The following is a 21,971-nucleotide window of genomic DNA, read 5'->3' as shown; positions in this document are numbered from 1 at the left end:
GTGCCGCATTGAACGAGGAGTCGCAGCATGAGTGAATCAGTCGAAACCGCCACGCTAGGCGGCGGATGTTTCTGGTGCCTCGAGGCCGTGTTTCTCGGCGTCGATGGCGTGAACGCGGTGGAATCCGGCTACGCCGGCGGCCATGCGCAGCGACCGAGCTACGAGCAGGTCTGCGACGGCGATACGGGGCACGCCGAAGTCGTCAACGTCACCTTCGATACGGCGAAAATCAGCTATCGCGAGATCCTCGATATTTTCTTCGCGATCCACGATCCGACCCAGTTGAACCGCCAGGGCAACGACGTCGGCACGCAGTACCGGTCGGTGATTTTCACGCACTCGGATGCGCAACGCGACATCGCGCTGCAGGCCATCCGCGAGATCACCGCCGAGGCCATCTACGACGGACAGATCGTCACCCAGGTCCTGCCGCTAGACGGCAATTACTGGGCGGCCGAAGCCTATCATCAGAACTATTTCGCGCAGCATCCGGATCAGGGCTATTGCGCGTTCGTGGTCGCGCCGAAGGTCGCGAAATTCCGTCAGAAGTTCGCGCACCGGATCAAGGCAGGGTAAGCGACTAGCGGCGGCGCTCGCCAGAACGGTGAGCGCCGCTCCTCGCAGAACGTGTAGACGTTCCACGACGGTTGGCAATAATCAGCCGTCGTGCCGCATCCGCTCGATCGCCTCGGCGATCAGGCGCGCAAGCTCCACGCAGCTGAGCGGCGCCGAGCCTTCGGCCTTGTTATTCACCGCGATCAGCACCGGCTGCCCCGCAATCGCGTACCTCGCTGCCAGCTCGGCCAGTGCGCGGCGGGTTTGCGGATCTTCGTCGACGAGCCGGTCGAACGGCTCGTATTTGGCCTTCGCCTGCTCATACCGGAAACCGCCGTGCAGACTCCAGCGCACGATCAGCGGGCCGGATGGTGCATCCGCTTCTGCATCGAGCAACGCCAGCGCGGCCGCCTGCCGCAACGGGTCCGGCATGCGCGCGTGAATGCCCACGCAGTAGCGCACGCCCGCGGCCTTCAGCGTACGGATGAAGCGCGGTGTCAGCATGCTGGAGTCACGAATTTCCACCGCATAGCAGGTGCCTTCGGGCAGCGTCGGCAGCGCTCCGACGAACGCGGCAAGGCGTTCGATAAACAGCATCGGTTCGGCGAGCATCTCGTCGGGCAGAGGCGAGATCTGGAACACCAGCGCACCGGCTTTTGCGCCGAGGCCGTCTATACACGGCCGGACGAACTCGTCGATGGCGAGTTGCGGGTTCAGAAAACACGGGTTGGCCGAGACCGGTTCGCCGCGTTCGGCGCGCACCGTCGCGTCGGTGACGAGCGCGGGCGCTTTGACGATGAAGCGGAAATGGTCCGGCACCTGCTGCGCGTAGCGCAGGTAATCGGTGACCGGCAACGGCGCGTAGAACGACCGGTCGATGCCGACCGTGCGCAGCAGCGGATGCGCACCGTAGGCGGGGAGGCCATCGCGCGACAGCTTGCTGTTGCTGTACTCGTCGCCGTAGACGATACCGTTCCAGCCTGGAAACGACCACGACGACGTGCCGAGGTGCACGTTCGGTGGCAGTGAGGCGGCGATCTCGAGTAAATCGGCGGAAGGTTCGGCAGCGAGCACGTCGCGGGCGCGGCGCTTTTTCGTCTCGACGGGAGCGGTAGGAGCGGAAGAAGTGACGGCCGGCGCTGCCGGGGTCGCTGGTACCACCGGCATGCCGAACAGATCGAACTGGTCTTCGTCTTCAAGGCCAGCGTCGCCGGCCTCATTCATTTTCTGCGCGGATTGCGCCAACGCGCGTTCGTCCATCGGGTTCTGCTGTGAAGTCAAGGTTGCGCCGCAGCCGTCGTGCACGGCTTCGGCGCAACGGGTTTACAGCGGTTTGTCGTACATATAGCGCCGCGACCACGGCAGCGTTTTCGCGCTGCGTCCGGACTTGCGGCACACCACCTGGTAGATCGATACGTCGTCGTTTTCGAACGCGTAGGCGCAGCCTGCCAGGTACACGCGCCAGATGCGGAATTTCTCGTCGTCGACGAGTTTCTTCGCTTCTTCCGCATGCGTTTCGAAATTGTCTGCCCAGATGTCGAGCGTGTGCGCATAGTGACGGCGCAGACTCTCGACGTCAACCGCTTCGAGCCCGCCGCGCTGCATCGATTCGAGCGCGAGACTGATGTGCGGCAACTCGCCGTCCGGGAACACATAACGATCGATGAACTCGCCGCCGCCGAGCGCCGTTTCGCCGCTGTCCGAATCCGACGACGTGATGCCGTGATTCATCGCGATGCCGTCGTCGACGAGCAGGTCGTGAACCTTCTGGAAGTAGCCCGGCAGATTCTTGCGTCCGACGTGCTCGAACATGCCGACGCTCGTGATCCGGTCGAACTGCCCGGGAACGTCACGGTAATCCTGCAACCGGATTTCGATCTTGTCTTCGAGTCCCGCCGCCTTCACACGCGCGGTAGCGAGGTCGAACTGGTTCTGCGACAGCGTGACGCCGACGCATTGCGCGCCGAACTTCTGCGCTGCGCGCAGCACGAGCGCACCCCAGCCGCAACCGATATCGAGCAGACGTTGACCCGGCTGCAACTGGATCTTCGTCAGGATGTGATCGATCTTCTTGATCTGCGCGGTGGCGAGGTCTTCATCGCCGTTCTCGAAGTACGCGCACGAGTACACCATGTTCTCGTCGAGCCACAGCTTGTAGAACTCGTTCGAGACGTCGTAGTGATACTGGATCGCCTTCTTGTCCGACGACTTCGAGTGATTGAAGTAGCGTCGCACGCGCGCCAGCTTGCTCGCGCTCGTCACCGTACTGCGCGCGAGCGAATAGCCGATGTTGATGATGTCCGACAGCTTGCCTTCGATGTCGATCTTGCCCTTCACGTACGCCTCGCCCAGATTGTCGAGGCTCGGTTCGAGCAGATACGGCAGCGCGGTTGCGCTCTTCACGTGCAGCGTGACTTGGGGCGTGGCGAACTGCCCGAAGTCATGTTGCTGGCCGTCCCACAGCACGAGCCGTGCGGGCAGGTTGGCCGTGCTCTTTACGTCTTCTACCCACTGCGCCAGCTTCTTCTCCCAGAACATGTGATTTCTCCGTGTCCAATGAAATTCAAAGCAAAGCCTGCTGATTCGCTGTGTGCAGTTGCGCGGTTACTCACTCACCACACAACACAGCACACGCGATCCAACCAGTGAAACCGGCGGCTCGTGCCGTCGTGTTTCGCCGGCTTTATCCGCTGCATCAAGGTGCGAGGCGAGCGATGCGCCAGTTGCCGCCGGCACCACCGGTCGTGTCCCGCGTGTAGCGCAGACGGTCGTGCAGCCGCGACGGCCTGCCTTGCCAGAATTCGATAGAGTCGGGAACGAGGCGATAGCCGCCCCAGTGCGGCGGGCGTGGCGGATGGTCGCCATACTGCGCACTGATTTCCCGCTCGCGCGCTTCAAGTTGCGCGCGGCTTTCAATTACCTGACTTTGATCCGATGCCCATGCGCCGATTCGCGAACCGAGCGGGCGCGATGCGTAATAGGTGTCGCTTTCTTCTGCGTCAGTCTTAACGATAGTGCCTTCTATACGCACTTGCCGTTCGAGTTCGACCCAATGAAACAGCAGGCTCGCGTAGGCGTTGTCCGCGAGTTCACGGCCCTTGCGGCTTTCATAGTTGGTGAAGAACACGAAACCGCGCGCGTCGACACCCTTGATCAGTACGATGCGCGCCGATGGCCGGCCGGCCGGGTCGACAGTGGCGAGCGTCATGGCGTTGGGTTCGGGAATCTGTGCGTCCTGGGCCTGGGCAAACCACGCGTTGAACTGCTGGATCGGGTCGCGATCGACGTCGGCTTCGTCCAGCGAACCGAGCGAATAATTTTTGCGAAGTTCGGCGAGTGAGGTCATTTTCTTATGCGAGCACTACAGTGGGGCCAGTATAGCTAAGGAACGAATTTTCTGTGTGCAGCCCCACAGCGCATATGGAATACAGGCGGGCGCCCGATACCGCCGAATCGGCCCGATCGGGCAAAATACGGCTTTCGGGCACCGCTAGCCCCAGCCTGCCCAGCCTGTTTTTCGACGAGTCTCCGATCATGTCCACGCCTCACGCGAACGCCCCTTCCGATGTTACTCCGAGCATCGCCGCAATTGAAACCGCGGCGGACGCCGACCGTGCGCGGCGCTTCGGCGGCGTTGCGCGCCTGTACGGCGCAGCGGCGCTCGCCGCATTCGAGCGCGCGCATGTGGCGGTGATCGGGATTGGCGGGGTGGGGTCGTGGGCGGCCGAGGCGCTCGCGCGCAGTGCGATCGGCACGTTGACGCTGATCGATCTCGACAACGTCGCGGAGAGCAATACGAACCGGCAGATCCACGCGCTCGACGGCAACTACGGCAAACCGAAAGTCGATGCGATGGCCGAACGCATTGCGTTGATCGATCCTGCGTGCAAGGTGCGGGTCGTTGAGGACTTCGTGGAAGCGGGCAATTTTCCGGCGTTGCTTGGCGGCGGCTTCGATTATGTGATCGATGCGATCGACAGTGTGCGCACGAAGACCGCGCTGATCGCATGGTGCGTCGAGCAGGGGCAGCCGCTCATCACGGTGGGCGGTGCGGGTGGCCAGTTCGATCCGACGCGCATCCGCATCGACGATCTCGCGCTGACGATCCAGGACCCGCTGCTGTCGAAAGTGCGCGGGCAGTTGCGCAAGCAGCATCGCTTTCCGCGTGGACCGAAGGCGAAGTTCAAGGTGAGTGCGGTGTATTCGGACGAACCGCTGATCTATCCAGACGCAGCCGGGCCCAGTGTCGATGAACTGGACGAACTAAACGATCAGGACGAACCGATGGCCGCGAGCGGGCCGGTGGGACTCAACTGCGCGGGCTTTGGGTCAAGTGTGTGCGTGACCGCGAGCTTCGGCTTTGCAGCCGCCGCGCACGTGCTGCGTGCGCTTGCGCAACGCGCGGGCTAGAGCCTGTTCGCCGCACTACCGCACTGCAATCCTCGCGCTCGGCCCTTCACGCGGCCAGCGCAAGCCCGTTATCGGTGTGCACAGATCTCTCGCCCGCGCGCCGTGTTTAGAACAGCGCCGCGCTAAGCTTGCGCCGCCATTGCGCGACCAGTTCTGGCTGGTGAGCAGCAAGGTCAAACACCGACAGCATCGTCTTGCGGCCGATGTCCTCACGGAATGCGCGGTCGCGCCGGACGATCTCAAGCAGATGTTCGAGCGCGCCCGCGTAGTTGCGTCGTGCAATCAGTGCGCTTGCCAGGTCGAAGCGTGCTTCGAGGTCGGCGGGGTTGCCGGCGACGCGGGCTTCGAGGGCATCGGTGGGCGGCAGATCGGCGGCGGCGTCGAGCGCGTCGAGCCGGGTTTTGATCGCGTTGTAGCGCGCGTCGATGCCCTGGGTCGTTTTCGGCGACAGCAGGTCCACCTCATTGCGTGCTTCGTCGAAACGATTGTCGTCGAGCAGCAGTTCGATCAGATCGAGCCGCGCGTCCTCATAACCGGGATCGAGGGCGAGCGCGGCTTTCAGCGCGTCATATGCATCTTCACGCCGGCCTTCGGCAAGCGCGGCCTGCGCGTTCTGCCGCGCGGCATCCGCGCCGTCCGGAACAAGCCGGTCGAGGAATTCGCGCAACTGACTTTCCGGCAGCACGCCGACAAACTGGTCGACCGCCTGGCCGTCCGCGAACGCGACGACGTGCGGGATGCTGCGCACGCCGAAGTGCGCGGCGAGTTCCTGGTTCTCGTCGACGTTGACCTTGACGAGCCGCCATTTGCCTTCGTACTCGGTTTCAAGCTTCTGCAGCATCGGTCCGAGCGTCTTGCACGGGCCGCACCACGGCGCCCAGAAGTCGACCAGCACGGGGGCCAGCGTCGACGCTGCGATCACGTCTTTTTCGAAAGTGGCCAGGGTGGTGTCCATTGCATCCTCATCGGTGTGACTATCGCGTGCAGATAGGGGCGAAAGCGCTGAATTCAATGCTTGATGCTCAGATGGCACGCTCGTGCGGCGTGCCTATGAGGTTTGCTTATGCCACCAGCTCAGGCCGGCTTGCGCTCCGGCAACGGAATCCATTCGGTCTCGCCGGGCACCTTGCCCATCTGCTGATCCGTCCAGGCGGTTTTCGCAAGTTCGATTTTCTCGCGCGAACTCGCGACGAAGTTCCATTCGATAAAACGCTCGCCTTCAAGCTTCTCGCCGCCCGCCAGCATCACAGTCGCCCCGCCGGTGCTCGCGAGCGTGACGGTTTCGCCCGGCACGAGCACCGCCATCTGGCCGGGTTCGAGCGGTGTGCCGTCGATCGCGAGATCGCCTTCCACGAGGTACACGCCGCGCTCGTCGTGCTCCGGTTCGAGCGCAAATGCGCTGCCCGGCGTGAAGTGCGCGGCCACATAGAGCGTGCCCGAGAACGTTCTGGCCGGCGCAGTGTGCCCGAACGCCGTGCCCGCGATGACACGCAGCGTGACGCCGTTACGCTTGATCTGCGGCAGCGTTGCGGCTGGATGATGTTCGAACGACGGCTCGATGTCTTCGTCCGCTAGCGGTAGCGCGACCCAGGTCTGGATGCCGTGGATCGTCGTGCCGGCTGCGCGTTCAGCCGGCGGCGTGCGCTCCGAATGAACGATGCCGCGGCCGGCCGTCATCCAGTTGACGTCGCCGGGGACGATCTTCTGCTCAGTGCCGAGACTGTCGCGATGCATGATCGCGCCTTCGAACAGATAGGTGACCGTCGCGAGACCGATGTGCGGATGGGGGCGCACGTCGAGACCGACGCCCGCTGCGAGCGTGGCCGGCCCCATGTGGTCGAAGAAGATGAACGGGCCCACCAGGCGCGCTGCCATTGCCGGCAGCACACGCCGCACGGCGAGATTGCCGATGTCGCGCAAATGAGGTTTGAGGACCGCTTTGATCGAGGAGGACATGGCGCGCTCGGGGAAGAAGGGGACGATCGCCCATTCTACTGCCCGCGACGTGTCGTCATCATCGAGGCACGTCCAGGCACGCCTAAGCCATGCGGTTTTTCGCCAGCGGCGGGTTCGCCGCGAAATAACGCTTGATGCCTTTCAGGATCGCGTTCGCCATCTTGTCGCGATAGGTGTCGTCGTTGAGCCGCCGTTCTTCGTCGGGGTTGCTGATGAACGCGGTCTCGACGAGGATCGACGGGATGTCGGGCGCTTTCAGCACGGCGAAGCCGGCCTGTTCGACCGAGCCCTTGTGCAGCTTGTTGATGTCGCCGATCTCATTCAGTACGAAATTGCCGTAGCGCATCGAATCGCGGATCTGCGCGGTGGTCGACATGTCGAAGAGCGCGCGGTTGACGCTTGCATCGGCGGTCTTCACGTTAATCCCGCCGATCTGATCCGACGAGTTCTCCTTGTTCGCCATCCAGCGTGCCGCGGCGCTAGACGCGCCGTGATCCGACAGCGCAAACACCGACGATCCGCTCGCCTGCGGCGTCGTGAACGCATCGGCGTGGATCGACACGAACAGGTCCGCGCCGACGCGCCGCGCTTTTTGCACACGCACGTTGAGCGGCACGAAGAAGTCGGCGTCGCGAGTCATCATCGAGCGCATGTTCGGCTGCGCATCGATCTTCGCGCGCAGTTTCTTTGCGATGTCGAGCGCGATGTGTTTTTCGTATGTGCCGCCGCCGCCGATCGCGCCCGGGTCCTCGCCGCCGTGACCGGGATCGATCGCTACCGTGAGCAGGCGTACCGTGCTGCCGTTGCCGGACTTCGGCGCGGTGAACTTGTAGCTGTCGTCACCGCTGCCGTTGTCATCGCGGCTGTCGTCGCTATTGTCGTTGCGCGCGATCGCCGTGGGCGGTGCCACCGGCGGCTTGCCGGACGGACGCGTCGGTGTGGTGGGCGTCGGCGTGACGCGCGCCGGCGGACGCACGGTGTCGCCCGCGGGCGGGTTGTTCTGCGCGTAGCGCTGGAAGAACGCATCGCTGTTGTCGGTCCCGGCGGGCGGCGTGGCTGGGCCGCTCAGTGTCGCGGGCGGCGTGCTGTTGCTGTCGTTGAGCTGCTGTTGCTTGCGCTCGGACTGCGCGAGCAGATCCATCAACGGGTCGGGTGCAACGGCGGGATACAGATCGAACACCAGGCGGTACTTGTAAGCGCCGATCGGTTGCAGCGTGAACACCTGCGGCTTCACCGATCCCTTCAGGTCGAACACCATCCGCACGACATGCGGCTGATACTGCCCGACGCGCACGGCCTGGATCTGCGGATCGTTCGGCGTGATCTTCGAGACCAGGTCGCGCAGCGCCTGATCGAGATCGAGGCCGGTCAGGTCCACCACCAGCCGGTCGGGCGACTGCAGCGTTTGTTGTGTGGTTTGCAGCGGCTGATCGGATTCGATCGTCACGCGGGTGTAGTCGCGCGCTGGCCATACGCGTACGCCGAGCACCGAACTCGCGTGCGCGAGACGCGGTGCGACGAGGCCGAGAATCAGCGTCGACGCGCCGGCGCGCAGGATCTGCCTGCGCCGCCAGTTATGCGTGGCGGTGGCGGCTGCTTCGATCGAATGAAACGGTTTGATCAACATCTTTCGAGACATGCTTTTCCTGGTTCGCTGTATGCGCGTGCGACGAGCTGACGCCCGTCGCCAGCGACTTCGAGCGAGAAAACAAGATCCGGTGTGCCTAGCAGACCGCCCGCCTGTTGCGGCCATTCGACGAGGCAGATCGCCCCGGAATCGAAGTACTCGCGAAAGCCGGCATCGGCCCATTCGGCCGGATCGGTGAATCGATACAGATCGAAGTGATACAGCTCAAGTTCCCCATCGGGACGCTCGACCGCATACGGTTCGACGAGTGTGTAGGTCGGGCTGCGCACTCGACCGGTGTGGCCGAGGCCGCGCAAGGTTGCGCGCACGAGGGTGGTTTTGCCCGCACCGAGATCGCCGACGAGCTGTACTTGCAGCCCCTGAAACGTACGCTGGCCACCCGACGGCAGCGGCGCAGTACGGACGGTTTCGATCGCGTCCGCGAAGCGCACACCGAACGCAATGGTGGCGGCTTCGTCCGCGAGCGCGAAGTGGCGCTCGAGCAGGGCGTTAGCGGGCAATTGAAGAAGGCGATCGGGCTGGTCGGGCATTCTCGTAAAATGGCGTGATGAACCGAAGTCCGCAGTACCCCGTTGCAGACACGCCTGCGTCCGATGACGATGCGCGTGTCATGCGTCGTTTCGATGAAGCGGCGCTGACAGCGCTCGCCCTGCGCATCAAGACATGGGGCCGCGAACTGGGTTTCGGTGCGCTCGGTATCAGCGATACCGAACTGCCCGATGCCGAGTCGGGACTCGCTGCGTGGCTCGAGGCGGGCTACCACGGCGAGATGGATTATATGGCCAAACATGGGATGAAACGCGCGCGGCCGGCCGAGCTTGTGGCCGGTACGCGACGCGTGATCACCGCCAGAATCGCCTATTTGCCCGCCATGACGCTGACCGGAACGCACGCTGGAAAGGTGACCGAAAGCGATTCCTCGCCCGCTCCTGATGCACCTGACTGGCGTGCCGACGAAATGGCGCGGCTGGCCGATCCGTCCGCGGCAGTCGTGTCGATCTATGCACGCGGCCGCGATTATCACAAGGTCATGCGCCAGCGGCTGCAGCAACTCGCGGAGCGCATCGAAGCGGAAATCGGTGCCTACGGCTACCGCGTCTTCACCGATTCGGCGCCGGTGCTCGAAGTAGCGTTCGCGCAAAATGCGGGGATCGGCTGGCGCGGCAAGCACACGCTGCTACTGCAGCGCGATGCCGGTTCGCTGTTCTTTCTCGGCGAAATCTATGTCGATCTGCCGCTACCCACCGACGCATCGATCGATCCCGACAGCGCGCCCGAAACCGCCGGCGCGCATTGCGGAAGCTGCACGCGGTGTATTGACGCATGCCCGACCGGCGCTATCGTCGAGCCGTACAAGGTGGACGCGCGGCGCTGCATTTCGTATCTGACGATCGAACTGAAAGGCAGTATTCCCGAAGATATGCGACCGTTGATCGGCAATCGCGTGTATGGGTGCGACGACTGCCAGCTCGTGTGTCCATGGAACAAGTTTGCCCAGGCCGCGCCGGTCGCCGATTTCGACGTGCGGCATGGGCTCGATCGTGCGTCGCTGGTCGAGCTGTTCGACTGGAGCGCCAGCGATTTCGATACGCGGATGCAAGGCAGCGCGATACGCCGCATCGGCTACGAGTGCTGGTTGCGCAATCTTGCGGTCGGTATGGGCAACGCGCTGCGCGCCGATGCGGCAACGCTTGCCGGCGCTGCGCGTAGTGCGATCGTCGATGCACTGCGCCGGCGCGCGGACGATCCGTCGCCGCTGGTTCGCGAGCATGTTCAATGGGCGCTCGAAGCAGCGTAAAGTAGCAGGATTTTCCGGCTTCATCTCGCGGCAGGAACGCACACCGCGAGGCTAGTAGGAGGCAACGATGTTCCACGCAGTAATCGACGCACCGTTCGGCAAGGTCGGCATTCGTCTCGAAGACGGCATGGTGCGCGAGATCGTTTATTTGCCGGTTTCGGTCGATAACATCGCGCCCGCCTCGCCGCTTGCGTTGCATGCGGTCGAGCAGATCGAGCGTTACTTCGAACGTGCATCGACCACGTTCGATCTGCCGCTCGCGCACGTCGGCACCGCGTTTCAGCGCCGCGTATGGGCGGCGATCTGCGACATTCCGCCGGGCACCGTGCTGACTTATGGACAACTCGCGAAGAAAGTCGACAGTGTGCCGCGTGCAGTCGGCCAGGCGTGCGGTTCGAACTATTTCCCGATCGTGATTCCGTGTCATCGCGTGGTGGGGTCGAACTGGATCGGCGGCTTTGCGCATGAGGATGGCGAGGGTTATTTGCGCGAGGTGAAGCGCTGGCTGCTCACGCATGAAGGTGTGCCGTATGCGGGCGGTGGCCATATGAAGCAGATGGGTCTCGCGCTATGAGCGAAACCGCTTCGAGCACGGCCGCGGCTTCCTCTTCCTCCGACACCGTTGCAACATCGCCGCTCTTCACGGCCAGCAACGCTTCGATCGACGCGTTCTGCGACGCGCTGTGGCTCGAACACGGACTGTCCCGCAACACGCTCGATGCCTACCGGCGCGATTTGCGGCTTTTTGCGGAGTGGCTGGCCAGCACGCGTGAGCTGTCGCTCGACGTCGCCGCCGAACCAGACCTGACCGCCTATAGCGTGGTGCGCCAGAAAGACAAGTCGACTTCGTCGAACCGCCGGTTGTCGGTGTTCCGGCGTTACTACGCGTGGGCTGTGCGCGAGCATCGCGCGGCGGTCGACCCGACGCTGCGCATCCGTTCGGCGAAACAGCCGGCGCGCTTTCCTTCGACGTTGACCGAAGCGCAGGTCGAAGCGCTGCTCGGCGCACCCGATGTCGATACGCCGCTCGGCTTGCGCGATCGCACGATGCTCGAACTGATGTACGCAAGCGGGTTGCGCGTGACCGAACTCGTCACGCTAAAGACCGTCGAGGTCGGACTCAACGAAGGTGTGGTGCGCGTACTGGGCAAGGGTTCGAAAGAGCGGCTGATTCCGTTCGGCGAGGAAGCGCACGGCTGGATCGAACGCTATCTGCGCGAAGCGCGGCCGGAACTGCTCGGCGCACGTGCGGCCGATGCGCTGTTCGTTACCGCGCGCGCGGAAGGTATGACGCGGCAGCAGTTCTGGCACATCATCAAGCGCCATGCCAAAACCGCCGATGTCCACGCGCCGTTATCGCCGCATACGCTGCGGCATGCGTTCGCAACGCATCTGCTGAATCACGGCGCCGATCTGCGCGTCGTGCAGTTGCTGCTCGGGCACACCGATATTTCAACGACGCAGATCTATACGCACGTTGCGCGCGAGCGGTTGAAGTCGTTGCATGCTGCTCATCATCCGCGCGGGTGATGAGCGGTCCAGGCGTCAAACAACGTCGCGCAGCTTGTGCTTGAGAATCTTGCCCGTCGACGCAGCCGGTAGTGCCGCGAGCACGCGGATCTCAGCCGGCTGTTTGTACGGCGCGAGCCGCTCCCTACACCATTGCGCAAGCACATCGGGCGCAACCGTCGAGCCGGCCGCCAGTTCGACGAATGCAATGACCTCTTCGTTGCCCTCCACCGCCCGACCCACCACCGCCGATTGCACGACCTCCGGGTGCGCATTCAACACATGCTCGACTTCGGCGGGATAAACGTTGAAGCCCGAGCGGATGATCAGCTCCTTGCTGCGCCCGACGATATGCAGCGCACCGTCCGCGTCCTGGCGGGCGAGGTCGCCGGTCTTCAGCCAGCCGTCGCTGGTGACGGTGGCGTGCGTTTGTTCCGGGTTGCGGTAGTAGCCGAGCATCAAGTTCGGGCCGCGCGCCCACAGCTCGCCGATTTCGCCAGGCGCGGCTTCGACACCGTCGAGTGTCACGAAGCGCACATCGACGCCGGGAATGACCTGGCCGACCGAGCAATCGGCGCGCGGCGCATCGAGCATTGTTTGCGCGATGGTCGGGCTGCTCTCCGTCATGCCGTAGCCGTTGTGCAGCGTGACGCCGTACACGCCTTCGACGCGCGCCTTCAGCGCTGCATCGAGCGGCGAGCCGCCTGAGTAGGCAAACCGCAGATGCGGCGCCGACCACGCATGGCCCTGCGTCTGCAGATGTTCGAGCAGCTTTGCGTGCATCGCGGGCACGCCCTGGAAGATCGAGATCCGCTCTTCGGCGAGTGCGCGCCGCACCGCTTCGGGCGAGAAGCGCGGGGCGAGCCGCAGTGTCGTGCCAGCGAACATGCTACCGAGGCACACCGAGGCGAGGCCGTACACATGCGAGATCGGCAGCACCGCGTAGACCACGTCGTTCGGACCGATGCGGCGCAGCGAGCTCGAAATCCCGGCGATGAACAGCAGGTTTCGATGCGACAGCATCACGCCTTTCGGCGCGCCGGTGGTGCCAGTCGTGTAGATGAGGGCGGCGCATTGACGGTCGTTGGCGGCTTCGACCGGTTCGGGGGCGACGCTGGCGTCGAGTGCGTACGACCAGGCGCCGATATCGGTGGCAAGTGTGGGCGCCGCCTGTGCGTCATGACGTTGTGCATGCTGTCGCGCATCGGGCGACGTTTCCACCGCGTACGCAACGATGCGCGGTTGCGCATGCGCGCGGATTGCGTCGAGTTCGGCGGCGGAGAGCCGTGCATTCGATACGAGCGCCCATGCGTCGAGCTTCGCTGCCGCAAACAGCAGTACCACCTGCACGATGCTGTTTTCCGCCACGATCATCACGCGGTCGCCGCCGCGCACGCCTCGCGCCTGCAGGATTGCGGCTACACCATCGATCGCCTCGGCGAATTGCGCATAAGTCAGGCTGCGTGCGTCTTCGATCAGCGCCGGATGGTCGGGTTGCCGGGCCGCCGCGCGCACCGGAAGCTCGGAGATGCGTGCGGGCAGCGAGGCGAGCAGGGAGGGGACGTCGATGGCCGAGCGAAGGGTGGGCGCGCTGGCGCCCTGGGGGTCGATATTCAATGCTGTCTCCGGTGCCATGCAGGATGATTGCCGCATCGTCTGGATGACTGCTGAACGACCTCGGTGACGAGTCTATCCGGCCTATCCGTGCGACGATTTTCGAACGATCGTGCCACAAGCCACGGCCGCGCACAATCGAGGATAGGGCAAATAGCCGTTGCGCGGCACGGCCATTACAATGCGCCGATGAGCAAATCCAGACACGTTTCCGAAACCCCCGCGACCCAGTTTTTGCGCCGGCACGGCGTCGCGTTCGGCGAGCATCCGTATGACTATGTCGAGCACGGCGGCACCGCCGAATCGGCGCGCCAGCTCGGCGTCGACGAGCATCACGTGGTGAAAACGCTGGTGATGGAAGACGAACATGCCAGGCCGCTGATCGTCCTGATGCACGGCGACCGTACCGTCTCGACGAAGAACCTCGCGCGGCAGATCGGCGCGAAGCGTGTCGAGCCGTGCAAGCCCGAAGTCGCGAGCCGGCACTCCGGTTATCTGATCGGCGGTACGTCGCCGTTCGGCACGCGCAAGGCGATGCCGGTGTATGTCGAATCGACGGTGCTCGAACTCGAACGCGTTCTGCTGAACGGCGGCCGGCGCGGTTTTCTCGTCAGCATCGAGCCCGTCGTGCTGACGACGCTGCTCGACGCGAAACCGGTGCAATGCGCGAGCGTGGAGTGACCAGGTTGACGCTCGACGTGAAGCGCTGTGGCGGTTCGGTAGAATGGCGGCCGTTGCACTCGTGTTCGCGTGCAGCGGCGGCGCCTTCCCCCTAAGACCAAGAGACAAAAGAGCCCCAACATGGAAAACCTGATCGTCGCCGTCGCGGCCTATCTGATCGGTTCGGTGTCGTTTGCCGTGATCGTCAGCGCTGTCATGGGGCTGGCCGACCCGCGTTCGTACGGTTCGAAGAACCCCGGCGCGACCAACGTGCTGCGCAGCGGCAACAAGACAGCGGCGATCCTGACGCTGGTCGGCGATGCGTTCAAAGGGTGGCTCGCGGTCTGGCTCGTCGATCGCTTCGGCGCGCATTACGGCCTCGACGACGACGCGGTTGCGCTGGCGGCGATCGCTGTGTTCCTCGGGCACCTGTATCCGCTGTACTTCCGCTTCAAGGGCGGCAAAGGCGTGGCGACCGCGGCCGGTGTGCTGCTCGCAATCAATCCGCTGCTGGGTCTCGCCACGCTGCTGACGTGGGTGATCGTCGCGTTCTTCTTTCGCTATTCGTCGCTGGCGGCGCTGGTCGCGGCGATCTTCGCACCGCTTTACGATGGTTTCCTGTTTGGACCGAGCATCGTCACGCTTGCGATTGTCGTGATGAGCGCGCTACTGATCTGGCGTCACCGCGGCAATATCGCGAAGCTGATGGCGGGGCAGGAAAGCCGGCTCGGTGGGAAGAAGGACGACGCGGGTCAGGGCGCGGGCGGTAACAAGCAACAGCAGCGTCGCCGCTGAATGAGCCGGGCCGCGCGGCGCTGTTTGCCGTGCCGGCGCGCTAGCTGCATTGGTTGCTGCGGTTGCATCGACTAAACGGTCACGTTGACCGCGCCGCCTGCACGGGATGCCTCAGCCGCCTCAGTCGCGAAAGTTATTGAAGTCGAGCGGCGTATCGGTGACATCCTTGCGCAGCATCGCGATCACGCCTTGCAGATCGTCGCGTTTCGTCCCGGTCACGCGCACCGCATCGCCCTGAATGCTCGCCTGCACCTTGATCTTGCTGTCCTTCACGAGCCTGACGATTTTCTTCGCGAGATCGCCCGACACGCCTTTCTTCACGGTGACGACCTGCTTGAGCTTGTCGCCGCCGATCTTCTCGATCTTGCCGTAGTCGAGGAAGCGCACGTCGACGTTGCGCTTGGCCATCTTCGACAGCAGGACGTCCTTGACCTGGCCCAGCTTGAATTCGTCGTCGGCGAACGCGGTCAGTTCGCGCTCTTTCTGCTCGACACGGGCATCGGACCCCTTGAAGTCGAAACGGGTGGAAATTTCCTTGTTGGACTGCTCGATCGCGTTCTTGACTTCGATCATGTTGGCTTCGCTGACGACGTCAAACGATGGCATTGCTTTCTCCCAATAGTGCTGCGTGCGCGGCGCGGCAGGGGCTGCGCACCACGCTCTCGCTATAATCATGAACCGGCTGTCATTTTACCGGCGCCACCTCGTTTGCCCAAGGCCGCTGCGCAATATGCAGTGATGTCATGGAAGCATTGCGCGATCCTGATCGATCGACCACCTCGTTCTTCCCGTGTATTTCAATGCCCCAGCCTGATTCCCCTTCGTTCGTTGCCGGTTACCCGCTACGGGCGCACAACACTTTCGGCTTCGACGTGCGCGCGCGCTTCGCGTGCCGGATCGAGCATGAAGCGCAGTTCGCGGCGGCCGTGCGCGACCCGCGGGCGGTGGGGCTGCGCCGGCTCGTGCTGGGCGGCGGCAGCAACCTGGTATTGACCGGCGATTTCGACGGCCTGGTGCTGCTCGTCGCATTGCAGGGGCGTCGGGTAATTCGCGAAGAAAGCGATGCATGGTACGTCGAAGCTGCAGCCGGCGAGAACTGGCACGCGTTCGTCGCGTGGACACTCGACCACGGGCTGCCCGGCCTCGAAAACCTGGCGTTGATTCCGGGTACCGTCGGTGCGGCGCCGATCCAGAACATCGGTGCGTATGGGCTCGAGATGGCTGAGCGCTTCGCCTCGCTGCGCGCGGTGGATCTCGCCACCGGCGATATCGTCGAAATGGACGCCGCCGCGTGCCGGTTCGGGTATCGCGACAGTTTTTTCAAGCAGGAAGGGCGGGACCGTTTTGCTATCGCATCGGTAACGTTCAGGTTGCCGAAAGCCTGGACGCCGCGCGCCGCCTACGCCGATCTCGCGCGACAACTCGCTGTCCAGCAACAGGCCGATGCACCGGATGCGCGAGCGATCTTCGATGCGGTGGTGGCGGTACGCCGCGCAAAACTCCCCGACCCGTCGGTACTGGGAAATGCAGGCAGCTTCTTCAAGAACCCGGTCATCGATGCCGCGCGCTTTGCCGCATTGAAGGCGCGCGAGCCGGAGGTGGTGTCCTACCCGCAACCCGACGGCAGCGTGAAGCTGGCGGCTGGATGGCTGATCGATCAGTGCGGCTGGAAAGGCCGGGCCGTTGGCGCGGCCGCCGTGCACGAGCGACAAGCGCTCGTGCTGGTGAATCGCGGCGGCGCGACTGGCGCCGAGGTGCTCGCGCTGGCCCGCGCGATCCGCGAGGATGTGCTGCGCCGCTTCGACGTGGAGCTTGAAATGGAACCGGTGTGTCTCTGATGCTCTGCGTGCGAAGCGACCTCGCGGTCTTTCCAGGTACGTTTCGAACCTGAAAGCCGTTTGGCCACCCGGCCTGGAATAGCGCGTACGGCTCAGTGATTCAGCTTGCCGAGCAGCAGAAATTCCATCAGCGCTTTCTGCACGTGCAGGCGGTTTTCCGCCTCGTCCCACACCACGCTTTGCGGCCCATCGATCACTTCCGCGCTGACTTCTTCGCCGCGGTGTGCCGGCAGGCAATGCATGAAGAGTGCATCGGGGCGCGCGCGCGCCATCATGTCCGCGTCCACGCACCAGTCCGCGAAGGCTTTCTTGCGCACTTCGTTTTCCGCTTCGAAACCCATGCTGGTCCAGACGTCGGTGGTGACGAGATCGGCGCCCGCGCAGGCTTCGTCCGGATCGTCGAATTCCTTGTAGAACGGCGCGCTATCCGCTGAAACCAGCCCGTGGTCGAGCTTGTAGCCGGGCGGCGTGGACAATTGCAGCTTGAAGCCGAGAATCTGAGCGGCTTCGATCCACGTGTAGAGCATGTTGTTGGCGTCGCCGACCCACGCGACCGTCTTGCCGCGAATCGGCCCGCGATGCTCGTAGTACGTGAAGATATCCGCCAGCACCTGACACGGATGATATTCGTTGGTCAGACCGTTGATGACCGGCACGCGCGAGTTGTCGGCAAAGCGCTGGAGAATGTCCTGGCCGAACGTGCGGATCATGATGATGTCGACCATCCGCGAGATGACCTGGGCCGCGTCTTCGATCGGTTCGCCGCGCCCGAGCTGCGTGTCGCGCGTGCTCATGAACACCGCGTGACCGCCGAGCTGGAAGATGCCCGCTTCGAACGACAGGCGCGTGCGCGTCGAGTTCTTCTCGAAGATCATCGCGAGCGTGCGGTCGTGCAGCGGATGATACGTCTCGTAGTTCTTGAATTTGCGTTTCAGGATGCGTGCGCGTTCGAGCACGTACTCGTAGTCATCCAGCGAGAAATCCTTGAACTGCAGATAGTGACGAATTTTCTTGGCGGTCATAAAAACAAATACGGCGGACTGACCCGGCGAAAGTGCCGGACGGCGCCGCCGTCGTTTGTGGTAACTCGATGCAGCATAAAGGATTTTGCTCCGTTTGACGAGCCGGCCGCGAGAGCCGTCTGGGCGCGGCAGGACGTCATTCAAGCGGGGCGGAACGGTCTGTGTGCAGTGCGGAAAGAGGTCCGCTGCGCTATAATTGCGCGGTTTTCTGAAGTCCGGCCAGCAGGTTCGCTGCTTGTCGGAACGCGGGTCGCACACCCGGCACGCTTTCCTTGCGATGCACCGTTACGGTCGCTGTCGTGGTCGCTGCCCCGGCCGTCTTAAGGCTGCCTGTAGCACCTGGCGGCACGTACTGCGGGCTGTGTGCAGCGTGTTCGCGCAATCACACACGCAGCGGCGTTAGCCGGCGCTTTGCCGGGCAGTCAACAGGTAATCTACATGGCCGAAGCACCCCCAACCGAGTATTTCATCCAAGGCATTACGCACAGCGGAAAGACGTTTCGGCCGAGCGACTGGTCGGAGCGACTCGCTGGCGTGATGTCGTGTTTCGGGCCGGGTGCGAAAGGGCCGAATGCCAGACTGCAGTACTCGCTGTACGTGCGTCCTACGATGCTCGGCAATCTGAAGTGCGTGATCCTCGACTCGCGTTTGCGCGACATCGAACCGATGGCCTTCGATTTCGTGCTGAACTTTGCGAAGGACAACGACCTTGTCGTGACGGAGGCCTGTGAGTTGCCGCCTGAGCACGGTACGCGCAAGGGTGCGGCCGGGTAGGTGTGCAGCAACGGTGCAGCAAAAGTGGTGTCATTGGAAAAACCCGCCTCAGCGGGTTTTTTTACGCATTGACGTCATGCTGCGTCACACCGCCGGGCAAACAAAAAAGCCCGCCAAAGCGGGCTTTAATGACGCAGCGGAAACAGGAGGCGGTCCGCTGTCGCGGACCTGCCAGGATTACTGTGCTGCGGGCGCTTGCAGGCCCTTGAGGGCTGCAGCGAGGCGGCTCTTATGGCGAGCGGCCTTGTTCTTGTGAACGATTTTCTTGTCGGCAATGATGTCGATGGTCTTCGACGATGCCTGGAAAATTTCAGCGGCCTTGGCCTTGTCGCCGGCTTCGATTGCCTTGCGAACAGCCTTGATGGCGGTGCGGAACTTCGAGCGCAGCGCCGAGTTGTGCGAGTTGGCCTTGGCGGCCTGGCGGGCGCGCTTACGTGCTTGTGCGGTGTTAGCCATGACGGTTCCTTATCCTGTTCCTGTTTCCAGAGCCTGACCTGAAAGGGTGGCCGGGCGCTGCTTTTGATCCGACCTCTGGAAGCGATTGCCCAGAGGCGCAAAAAATAAAATTCGACGACGGTCTACGCGAAATCGGCCTGTTTCTACGGCCCGCGCAGCAGCCCGACAGCCGAGCAAGCTTCGAAACCGGCGATTATAGCAACAAAATCAGGCATGTGGCAAACGAAACGGTTGGCCCGGCCACACGGGGCGCCGCCGGCCTAAAGGGGCACAACCGGCGCCCGGCTGGCCCGGCGCAGGCGGAAATCCCGTGCCGTCGAACGACTGCCGCGCAAACCGGTCCGAAGCGTTCTATCTGCCGAACGCCCGTTCGGTGGTCCGGCACCCGTATAATGAGCGCCCCATGAATCTATTCCGAGCCCTGCTGACGGTCAGCGGCTTCACGCTGCTGTCGCGCGTGACCGGACTGGCCCGCGAAACGCTGATCGCCCGTGCGTTCGGCGCCAGCCAATACACCGACGCGTTCTACGTCGCCTTCCGCATTCCCAACCTGCTGCGCCGCATTTCCGCCGAGGGCGCGTTCTCGCAGGCGTTCGTGCCGATCCTCGCCGAATTCAAGAACCAGCAGGGCCACGACGCGACCAAGGCACTGGTCGACGCGACCTCGACCGTGCTGGCCTGGGTACTGGCCGTGTTGTCGGTGCTGGGCATTTTCGGTGCGTCGTTCGTCGTGTTCGTGGTCGCGTCGGGCCTGCGCGCCGACGGCCAGGCTTACCCGCTCGCCGTATCGATGACGCGGATCATGTTCCCGTACATCGTGTTCATTTCGCTGACGTCGCTGGCGTCGGGCGTGCTCAACACCTACAAGAACTTTTCGCTGCCGGCATTCGCGCCGGTGCTGCTGAACGTCGCGTTCATCGTCGCGGCCGTGTTCGTCGCGCCGCATCTGCAAAAACCGGTCTATGCGCTCGCCTGGGCGGTGATCGCGGGCGGTGTGCTGCAATTCCTCGTGCAGTTGCCGGGGTTGAAGAAGATCGACATGCTGCCGCGCATCGGCCTGAACCCGCTGAAAGCGCTGGCGCATCGCGGCGTGAAGCGCGTGCTCGCGAAGATGCTGCCCGCGATGTTCGCCGTATCCGTCGCGCAGATCAGCCTGATCATCAACACGAACATCGCCTCGCGTATCGGGCCCGGCGCCGTATCGTGGATCAATTACGCCGACCGGCTGATGGAATTCCCGACGGCGCTGCTCGGTGTCGCGCTCGGCACGATCCTGCTGCCGAGCCTGTCGAAGGCGCACGTCGACGCCGATCCGCACGAATATTCGTCGCTGCTCGACTGGGGCCTGCGCGTGACGTTCCTGCTTGCCGCGCCCAGCGCGGTCGCACTGTTCTTCTTCGCCGAACCGCTCACCGCCACGCTGTTCCACTACGGCAAGTTCGACGCCAACGCCGTGGTGATGGTCGGCCGCGCGCTGTCCGCCTACGGTGTCGGGTTGATCGGGCTGATCCTCATCAAGATTCTCGCGCCTGGCTTCTATGCGAAGCAGGACATCAAGACACCGGTGAAAATCGCGGTCGCCGTGCTGATCGCGACGCAGATCAGCAACTACATCTTCGTGCCGATCTTCGCGCACGCGGGCCTCACGCTCAGCATCGGCCTCGGTTCGTGCATGAACGCGGGCTTGCTGTTCTTCATGCTGCGCCGGCGCGGTATCTATATGCCGTCGCGCGGCTGGACGGTGTTTTTCGCGCAACTGATCGGCGCGTGTCTCGTGCTGGCCGGGACGATGCACTGGTTCGCGGTGAATTTCGACTGGATCGGCCTGCATGCCGAGCCGCTCGCGCGGATCGCGCTGCTCGGCGCGTGCCTCGTGCTGTTCGCGGCGCTATATTTCGGTATGCTCTGGCTCATGGGTTTCAAGTACGCGTATTTCAGAAGGCGAGCGAAGTGATCACGACGACGCGGGTTCTCGATTATTTCAGCACACTCGTCGCGGAGGACGACAGTCTGCCGCTGACCGAAGCGGCACTGTCGCTGGCCCAGGACGCTTATCCCGACGTCGATCTGCAGGGCATCCTCGCCGAAATCGACGAACTCGCGGTACGTCTGAAACGCCGCATGCCCGACGATGCCGACATCAAGCAACGCGTCGGCATCCTGAACCGGTTCTTCTTTCGCGAGCTGGGCTTTGCGAGCAATCTGAACGACTACTACGATCCGGACAACAGCCACCTGAACATGGTGCTCAAGCGTCGGCGTGGTGTGCCGATTTCGCTTGCAGTGTTGTACCTGGAGATGGCCGAGCAGGTTGGCATCCCGGCACGCGGCGTATCGTTTCCCGGGCATTTCCTGCTGCGCGTCACGATGCCCGAAGGCGAAATGATGCTCGATCCGATTTCGGGCAATTCGCTGAGCGAATCCGAGATGGTCGACATGCTCGAACCGTACGTGGCGAAGGCGGGCGAATCGGTTGGCCGGGCGCTGCGCATGCTGCTGCAACCGGCAACGCGCCGCGAGATCGTCGCGCGGATGCTGCGCAACCTGAAATCGACGTATCTGCAGACCGAACGGTGGCAGCGGCTGCTCGCCGTGCAGCAGCGGCTCGTCATCTTGCTGCCGGGCAGCATCGAGGAAGTGCGCGACCGCGGCTTCGCGTATGCGCGACTCGATTATCTGCGGCCCGCGCTCGAAGACCTCGAACACTATCTGGAAGATCGGCCGGACGCGGAGGATGCGACGGTGGTCGAAGCGCAACTGCACGAACTGCGGCAACGCACACAGCAACAGCACAACGACCGCGATTGACGGATTGACGCGCGGCGAACGATACGTCGTTCGGACGCGGTAAAAGAAACGCCAGCGATACGTATCGCTGGCGTTTTTTGTTGCGCAGGCCGACGGACAACGCTTCGCGCAGCGCCCGGAAGCCGGTG

General features: G+C 63.5%; 22 protein-coding genes. 11 read left to right on the top strand and 11 right to left on the bottom strand.

All coding sequences use genetic code 11. The features are described 5' to 3' along the window. Positions 1-27: 27 nt before the first annotated feature. Entirely contained in the window at positions 28-576 is a 549-nt protein-coding gene (gene msrA, locus FNZ07_RS29735; protein ID WP_091011183.1) for a peptide-methionine (S)-S-oxide reductase MsrA, read from the top strand. 81 nt (positions 577-657) lie between these two features. Here the strand turns inward: msrA and FNZ07_RS29730 are convergent, their stop codons facing one another. The 3 genes from FNZ07_RS29730 to pdxH form a co-directional block, all read right to left on the bottom strand. Beyond that, positions 658-1,815 (bottom strand): DUF72 domain-containing protein, encoded by a 1,158-nt coding sequence (locus FNZ07_RS29730; protein WP_407670659.1) that lies wholly within the window; start codon positions 1,813-1,815, stop codon positions 658-660. A gap of 63 nt (positions 1,816-1,878) precedes the next feature. Further along, positions 1,879-3,093: an SAM-dependent methyltransferase gene (locus FNZ07_RS29725; protein ID WP_091011184.1), complete on the bottom strand. Its 1,215-nt coding sequence runs from the start codon at positions 3,091-3,093 to the stop codon at positions 1,879-1,881. A gap of 157 nt (positions 3,094-3,250) precedes the next feature. Next, positions 3,251-3,901 (bottom strand): pyridoxamine 5'-phosphate oxidase, encoded by a 651-nt coding sequence (gene pdxH / locus FNZ07_RS29720; protein ID WP_091011185.1) that lies wholly within the window; start codon positions 3,899-3,901, stop codon positions 3,251-3,253. A gap of 188 nt (positions 3,902-4,089) precedes the next feature. Here pdxH and tcdA point away from each other — a divergent pair, with 188 nt between their 5' ends. After that, the gene (tcdA, locus tag FNZ07_RS29715; protein ID WP_091011623.1) at positions 4,090-4,965 is read left to right on the top strand and encodes a tRNA cyclic N6-threonylcarbamoyladenosine(37) synthase TcdA; all 876 of its coding nucleotides are present in this window, start codon (positions 4,090-4,092) and stop codon (positions 4,963-4,965) included. 106 nt (positions 4,966-5,071) lie between these two features. Here the strand turns inward: tcdA and trxA are convergent, their stop codons facing one another. The 4 genes from trxA to tsaE form a co-directional block, all read right to left on the bottom strand. After that, positions 5,072-5,920 carry a thioredoxin gene (gene trxA / locus FNZ07_RS29710; RefSeq protein ID WP_091011186.1) on the bottom strand — a complete coding sequence of 283 codons (849 nt, stop codon included), beginning with the start codon at positions 5,918-5,920 and terminating at the stop codon, positions 5,072-5,074. A 119-nt stretch (positions 5,921-6,039) separates the two neighbouring features. Then, positions 6,040-6,921, bottom strand: coding sequence for a pirin family protein (locus tag FNZ07_RS29705; protein ID WP_091011187.1), 882 nt, complete (start codon positions 6,919-6,921; stop codon positions 6,040-6,042). Positions 6,922-7,003: 82 nt separating this feature from the next. After that, complete coding sequence (locus tag FNZ07_RS29700; protein WP_091011188.1) at positions 7,004-8,560, bottom strand: N-acetylmuramoyl-L-alanine amidase; 1,557 nt, start codon at positions 8,558-8,560, stop codon at positions 7,004-7,006. Further along, on the bottom strand, positions 8,542-9,099 hold the full coding sequence (gene tsaE / locus FNZ07_RS29695; protein WP_091011189.1) for a tRNA (adenosine(37)-N6)-threonylcarbamoyltransferase complex ATPase subunit type 1 TsaE: 558 nt from the start codon (positions 9,097-9,099) through the stop codon (positions 8,542-8,544). Before tsaE ends, FNZ07_RS29700 begins: the two co-directional genes overlap by 19 nt. Positions 9,100-9,116: 17 nt before the next feature. Between tsaE and queG the strand changes: the two genes are divergently transcribed. The 3 genes from queG (at position 9,117) to xerD (ending at position 11,897) form a co-directional block, all read left to right on the top strand. Then, positions 9,117-10,367, top strand: a complete 1,251-nt coding sequence (gene queG, locus FNZ07_RS29690) for a tRNA epoxyqueuosine(34) reductase QueG (RefSeq protein WP_091011190.1) — start codon at positions 9,117-9,119, stop codon at positions 10,365-10,367. Positions 10,368-10,434: 67 nt separating this feature from the next. Next, positions 10,435-10,941, top strand: coding sequence for a methylated-DNA--[protein]-cysteine S-methyltransferase (locus FNZ07_RS29685; RefSeq protein ID WP_091011191.1), 507 nt, complete (start codon positions 10,435-10,437; stop codon positions 10,939-10,941). Next, on the top strand, positions 10,938-11,897 hold the full coding sequence (gene xerD / locus FNZ07_RS29680; protein WP_091011192.1) for a site-specific tyrosine recombinase XerD: 960 nt from the start codon (positions 10,938-10,940) through the stop codon (positions 11,895-11,897). The genes FNZ07_RS29685 and xerD overlap by 4 nt, the downstream gene beginning before the upstream one ends. 15 nt (positions 11,898-11,912) lie before the next feature. Here xerD and FNZ07_RS29675 read toward each other — a convergent pair whose 3' ends face one another. Continuing rightward, positions 11,913-13,493 carry a class I adenylate-forming enzyme family protein gene (locus tag FNZ07_RS29675; RefSeq protein WP_245811448.1) on the bottom strand — a complete coding sequence of 527 codons (1,581 nt, stop codon included), beginning with the start codon at positions 13,491-13,493 and terminating at the stop codon, positions 11,913-11,915. Positions 13,494-13,679: 186 nt separating this feature from the next. Here FNZ07_RS29675 and FNZ07_RS29670 point away from each other — a divergent pair, with 186 nt between their 5' ends. Both FNZ07_RS29670 and plsY read left to right on the top strand, forming a co-directional pair. Beyond that, positions 13,680-14,171: an aminoacyl-tRNA deacylase gene (locus FNZ07_RS29670; RefSeq protein WP_091011194.1), complete on the top strand. Its 492-nt coding sequence runs from the start codon at positions 13,680-13,682 to the stop codon at positions 14,169-14,171. Between the two features lie 120 nt (positions 14,172-14,291). After that, entirely contained in the window at positions 14,292-14,945 is a 654-nt protein-coding gene (gene plsY / locus FNZ07_RS29665) for a glycerol-3-phosphate 1-O-acyltransferase PlsY (RefSeq protein WP_091011195.1), read from the top strand. Between the two features lie 120 nt (positions 14,946-15,065). On the opposite strand, the gene FNZ07_RS29660 is transcribed toward plsY, so the two are convergent. After that, entirely contained in the window at positions 15,066-15,551 is a 486-nt protein-coding gene (locus FNZ07_RS29660; RefSeq protein WP_091011196.1) for a YajQ family cyclic di-GMP-binding protein, read from the bottom strand. Positions 15,552-15,745: 194 nt separating this feature from the next. Here FNZ07_RS29660 and murB point away from each other — a divergent pair, with 194 nt between their 5' ends. Beyond that, positions 15,746-16,783 (top strand): UDP-N-acetylmuramate dehydrogenase, encoded by a 1,038-nt coding sequence (gene murB / locus FNZ07_RS29655; RefSeq protein WP_091011197.1) that lies wholly within the window; start codon positions 15,746-15,748, stop codon positions 16,781-16,783. A 92-nt stretch (positions 16,784-16,875) separates the two neighbouring features. Here the strand turns inward: murB and argF are convergent, their stop codons facing one another. Further along, positions 16,876-17,805, bottom strand: a complete 930-nt coding sequence (argF, locus tag FNZ07_RS29650) for an ornithine carbamoyltransferase (protein WP_091011198.1) — start codon at positions 17,803-17,805, stop codon at positions 16,876-16,878. A gap of 438 nt (positions 17,806-18,243) precedes the next feature. On the opposite strand from argF, the gene FNZ07_RS29645 reads away from it, so the two are divergent. Then, entirely contained in the window at positions 18,244-18,579 is a 336-nt protein-coding gene (locus FNZ07_RS29645) for a DUF3579 domain-containing protein (protein ID WP_091011199.1), read from the top strand. A gap of 177 nt (positions 18,580-18,756) precedes the next feature. On the opposite strand, the gene rpsT is transcribed toward FNZ07_RS29645, so the two are convergent. Next, positions 18,757-19,035 (bottom strand): 30S ribosomal protein S20, encoded by a 279-nt coding sequence (gene rpsT / locus FNZ07_RS29640; RefSeq protein ID WP_091011200.1) that lies wholly within the window; start codon positions 19,033-19,035, stop codon positions 18,757-18,759. Between the two features lie 403 nt (positions 19,036-19,438). Here rpsT and murJ point away from each other — a divergent pair, with 403 nt between their 5' ends. Further along, positions 19,439-20,989: a murein biosynthesis integral membrane protein MurJ gene (gene murJ, locus FNZ07_RS29635; protein ID WP_091011201.1), complete on the top strand. Its 1,551-nt coding sequence runs from the start codon at positions 19,439-19,441 to the stop codon at positions 20,987-20,989. Then, positions 20,986-21,843, top strand: a complete 858-nt coding sequence (locus tag FNZ07_RS29630) for a SirB1 family protein (RefSeq protein ID WP_091011202.1) — start codon at positions 20,986-20,988, stop codon at positions 21,841-21,843. The genes murJ and FNZ07_RS29630 overlap by 4 nt, the downstream gene beginning before the upstream one ends. Positions 21,844-21,971 lie beyond the last annotated feature (128 nt).

The sequence above is a fragment of the Paraburkholderia megapolitana genome (assembly GCF_007556815.1).
Taxonomy (GTDB): domain Bacteria; phylum Pseudomonadota; class Gammaproteobacteria; order Burkholderiales; family Burkholderiaceae; genus Paraburkholderia; species Paraburkholderia megapolitana.
This window is presented reverse-complemented; position numbering and strand designations above follow the sequence as displayed.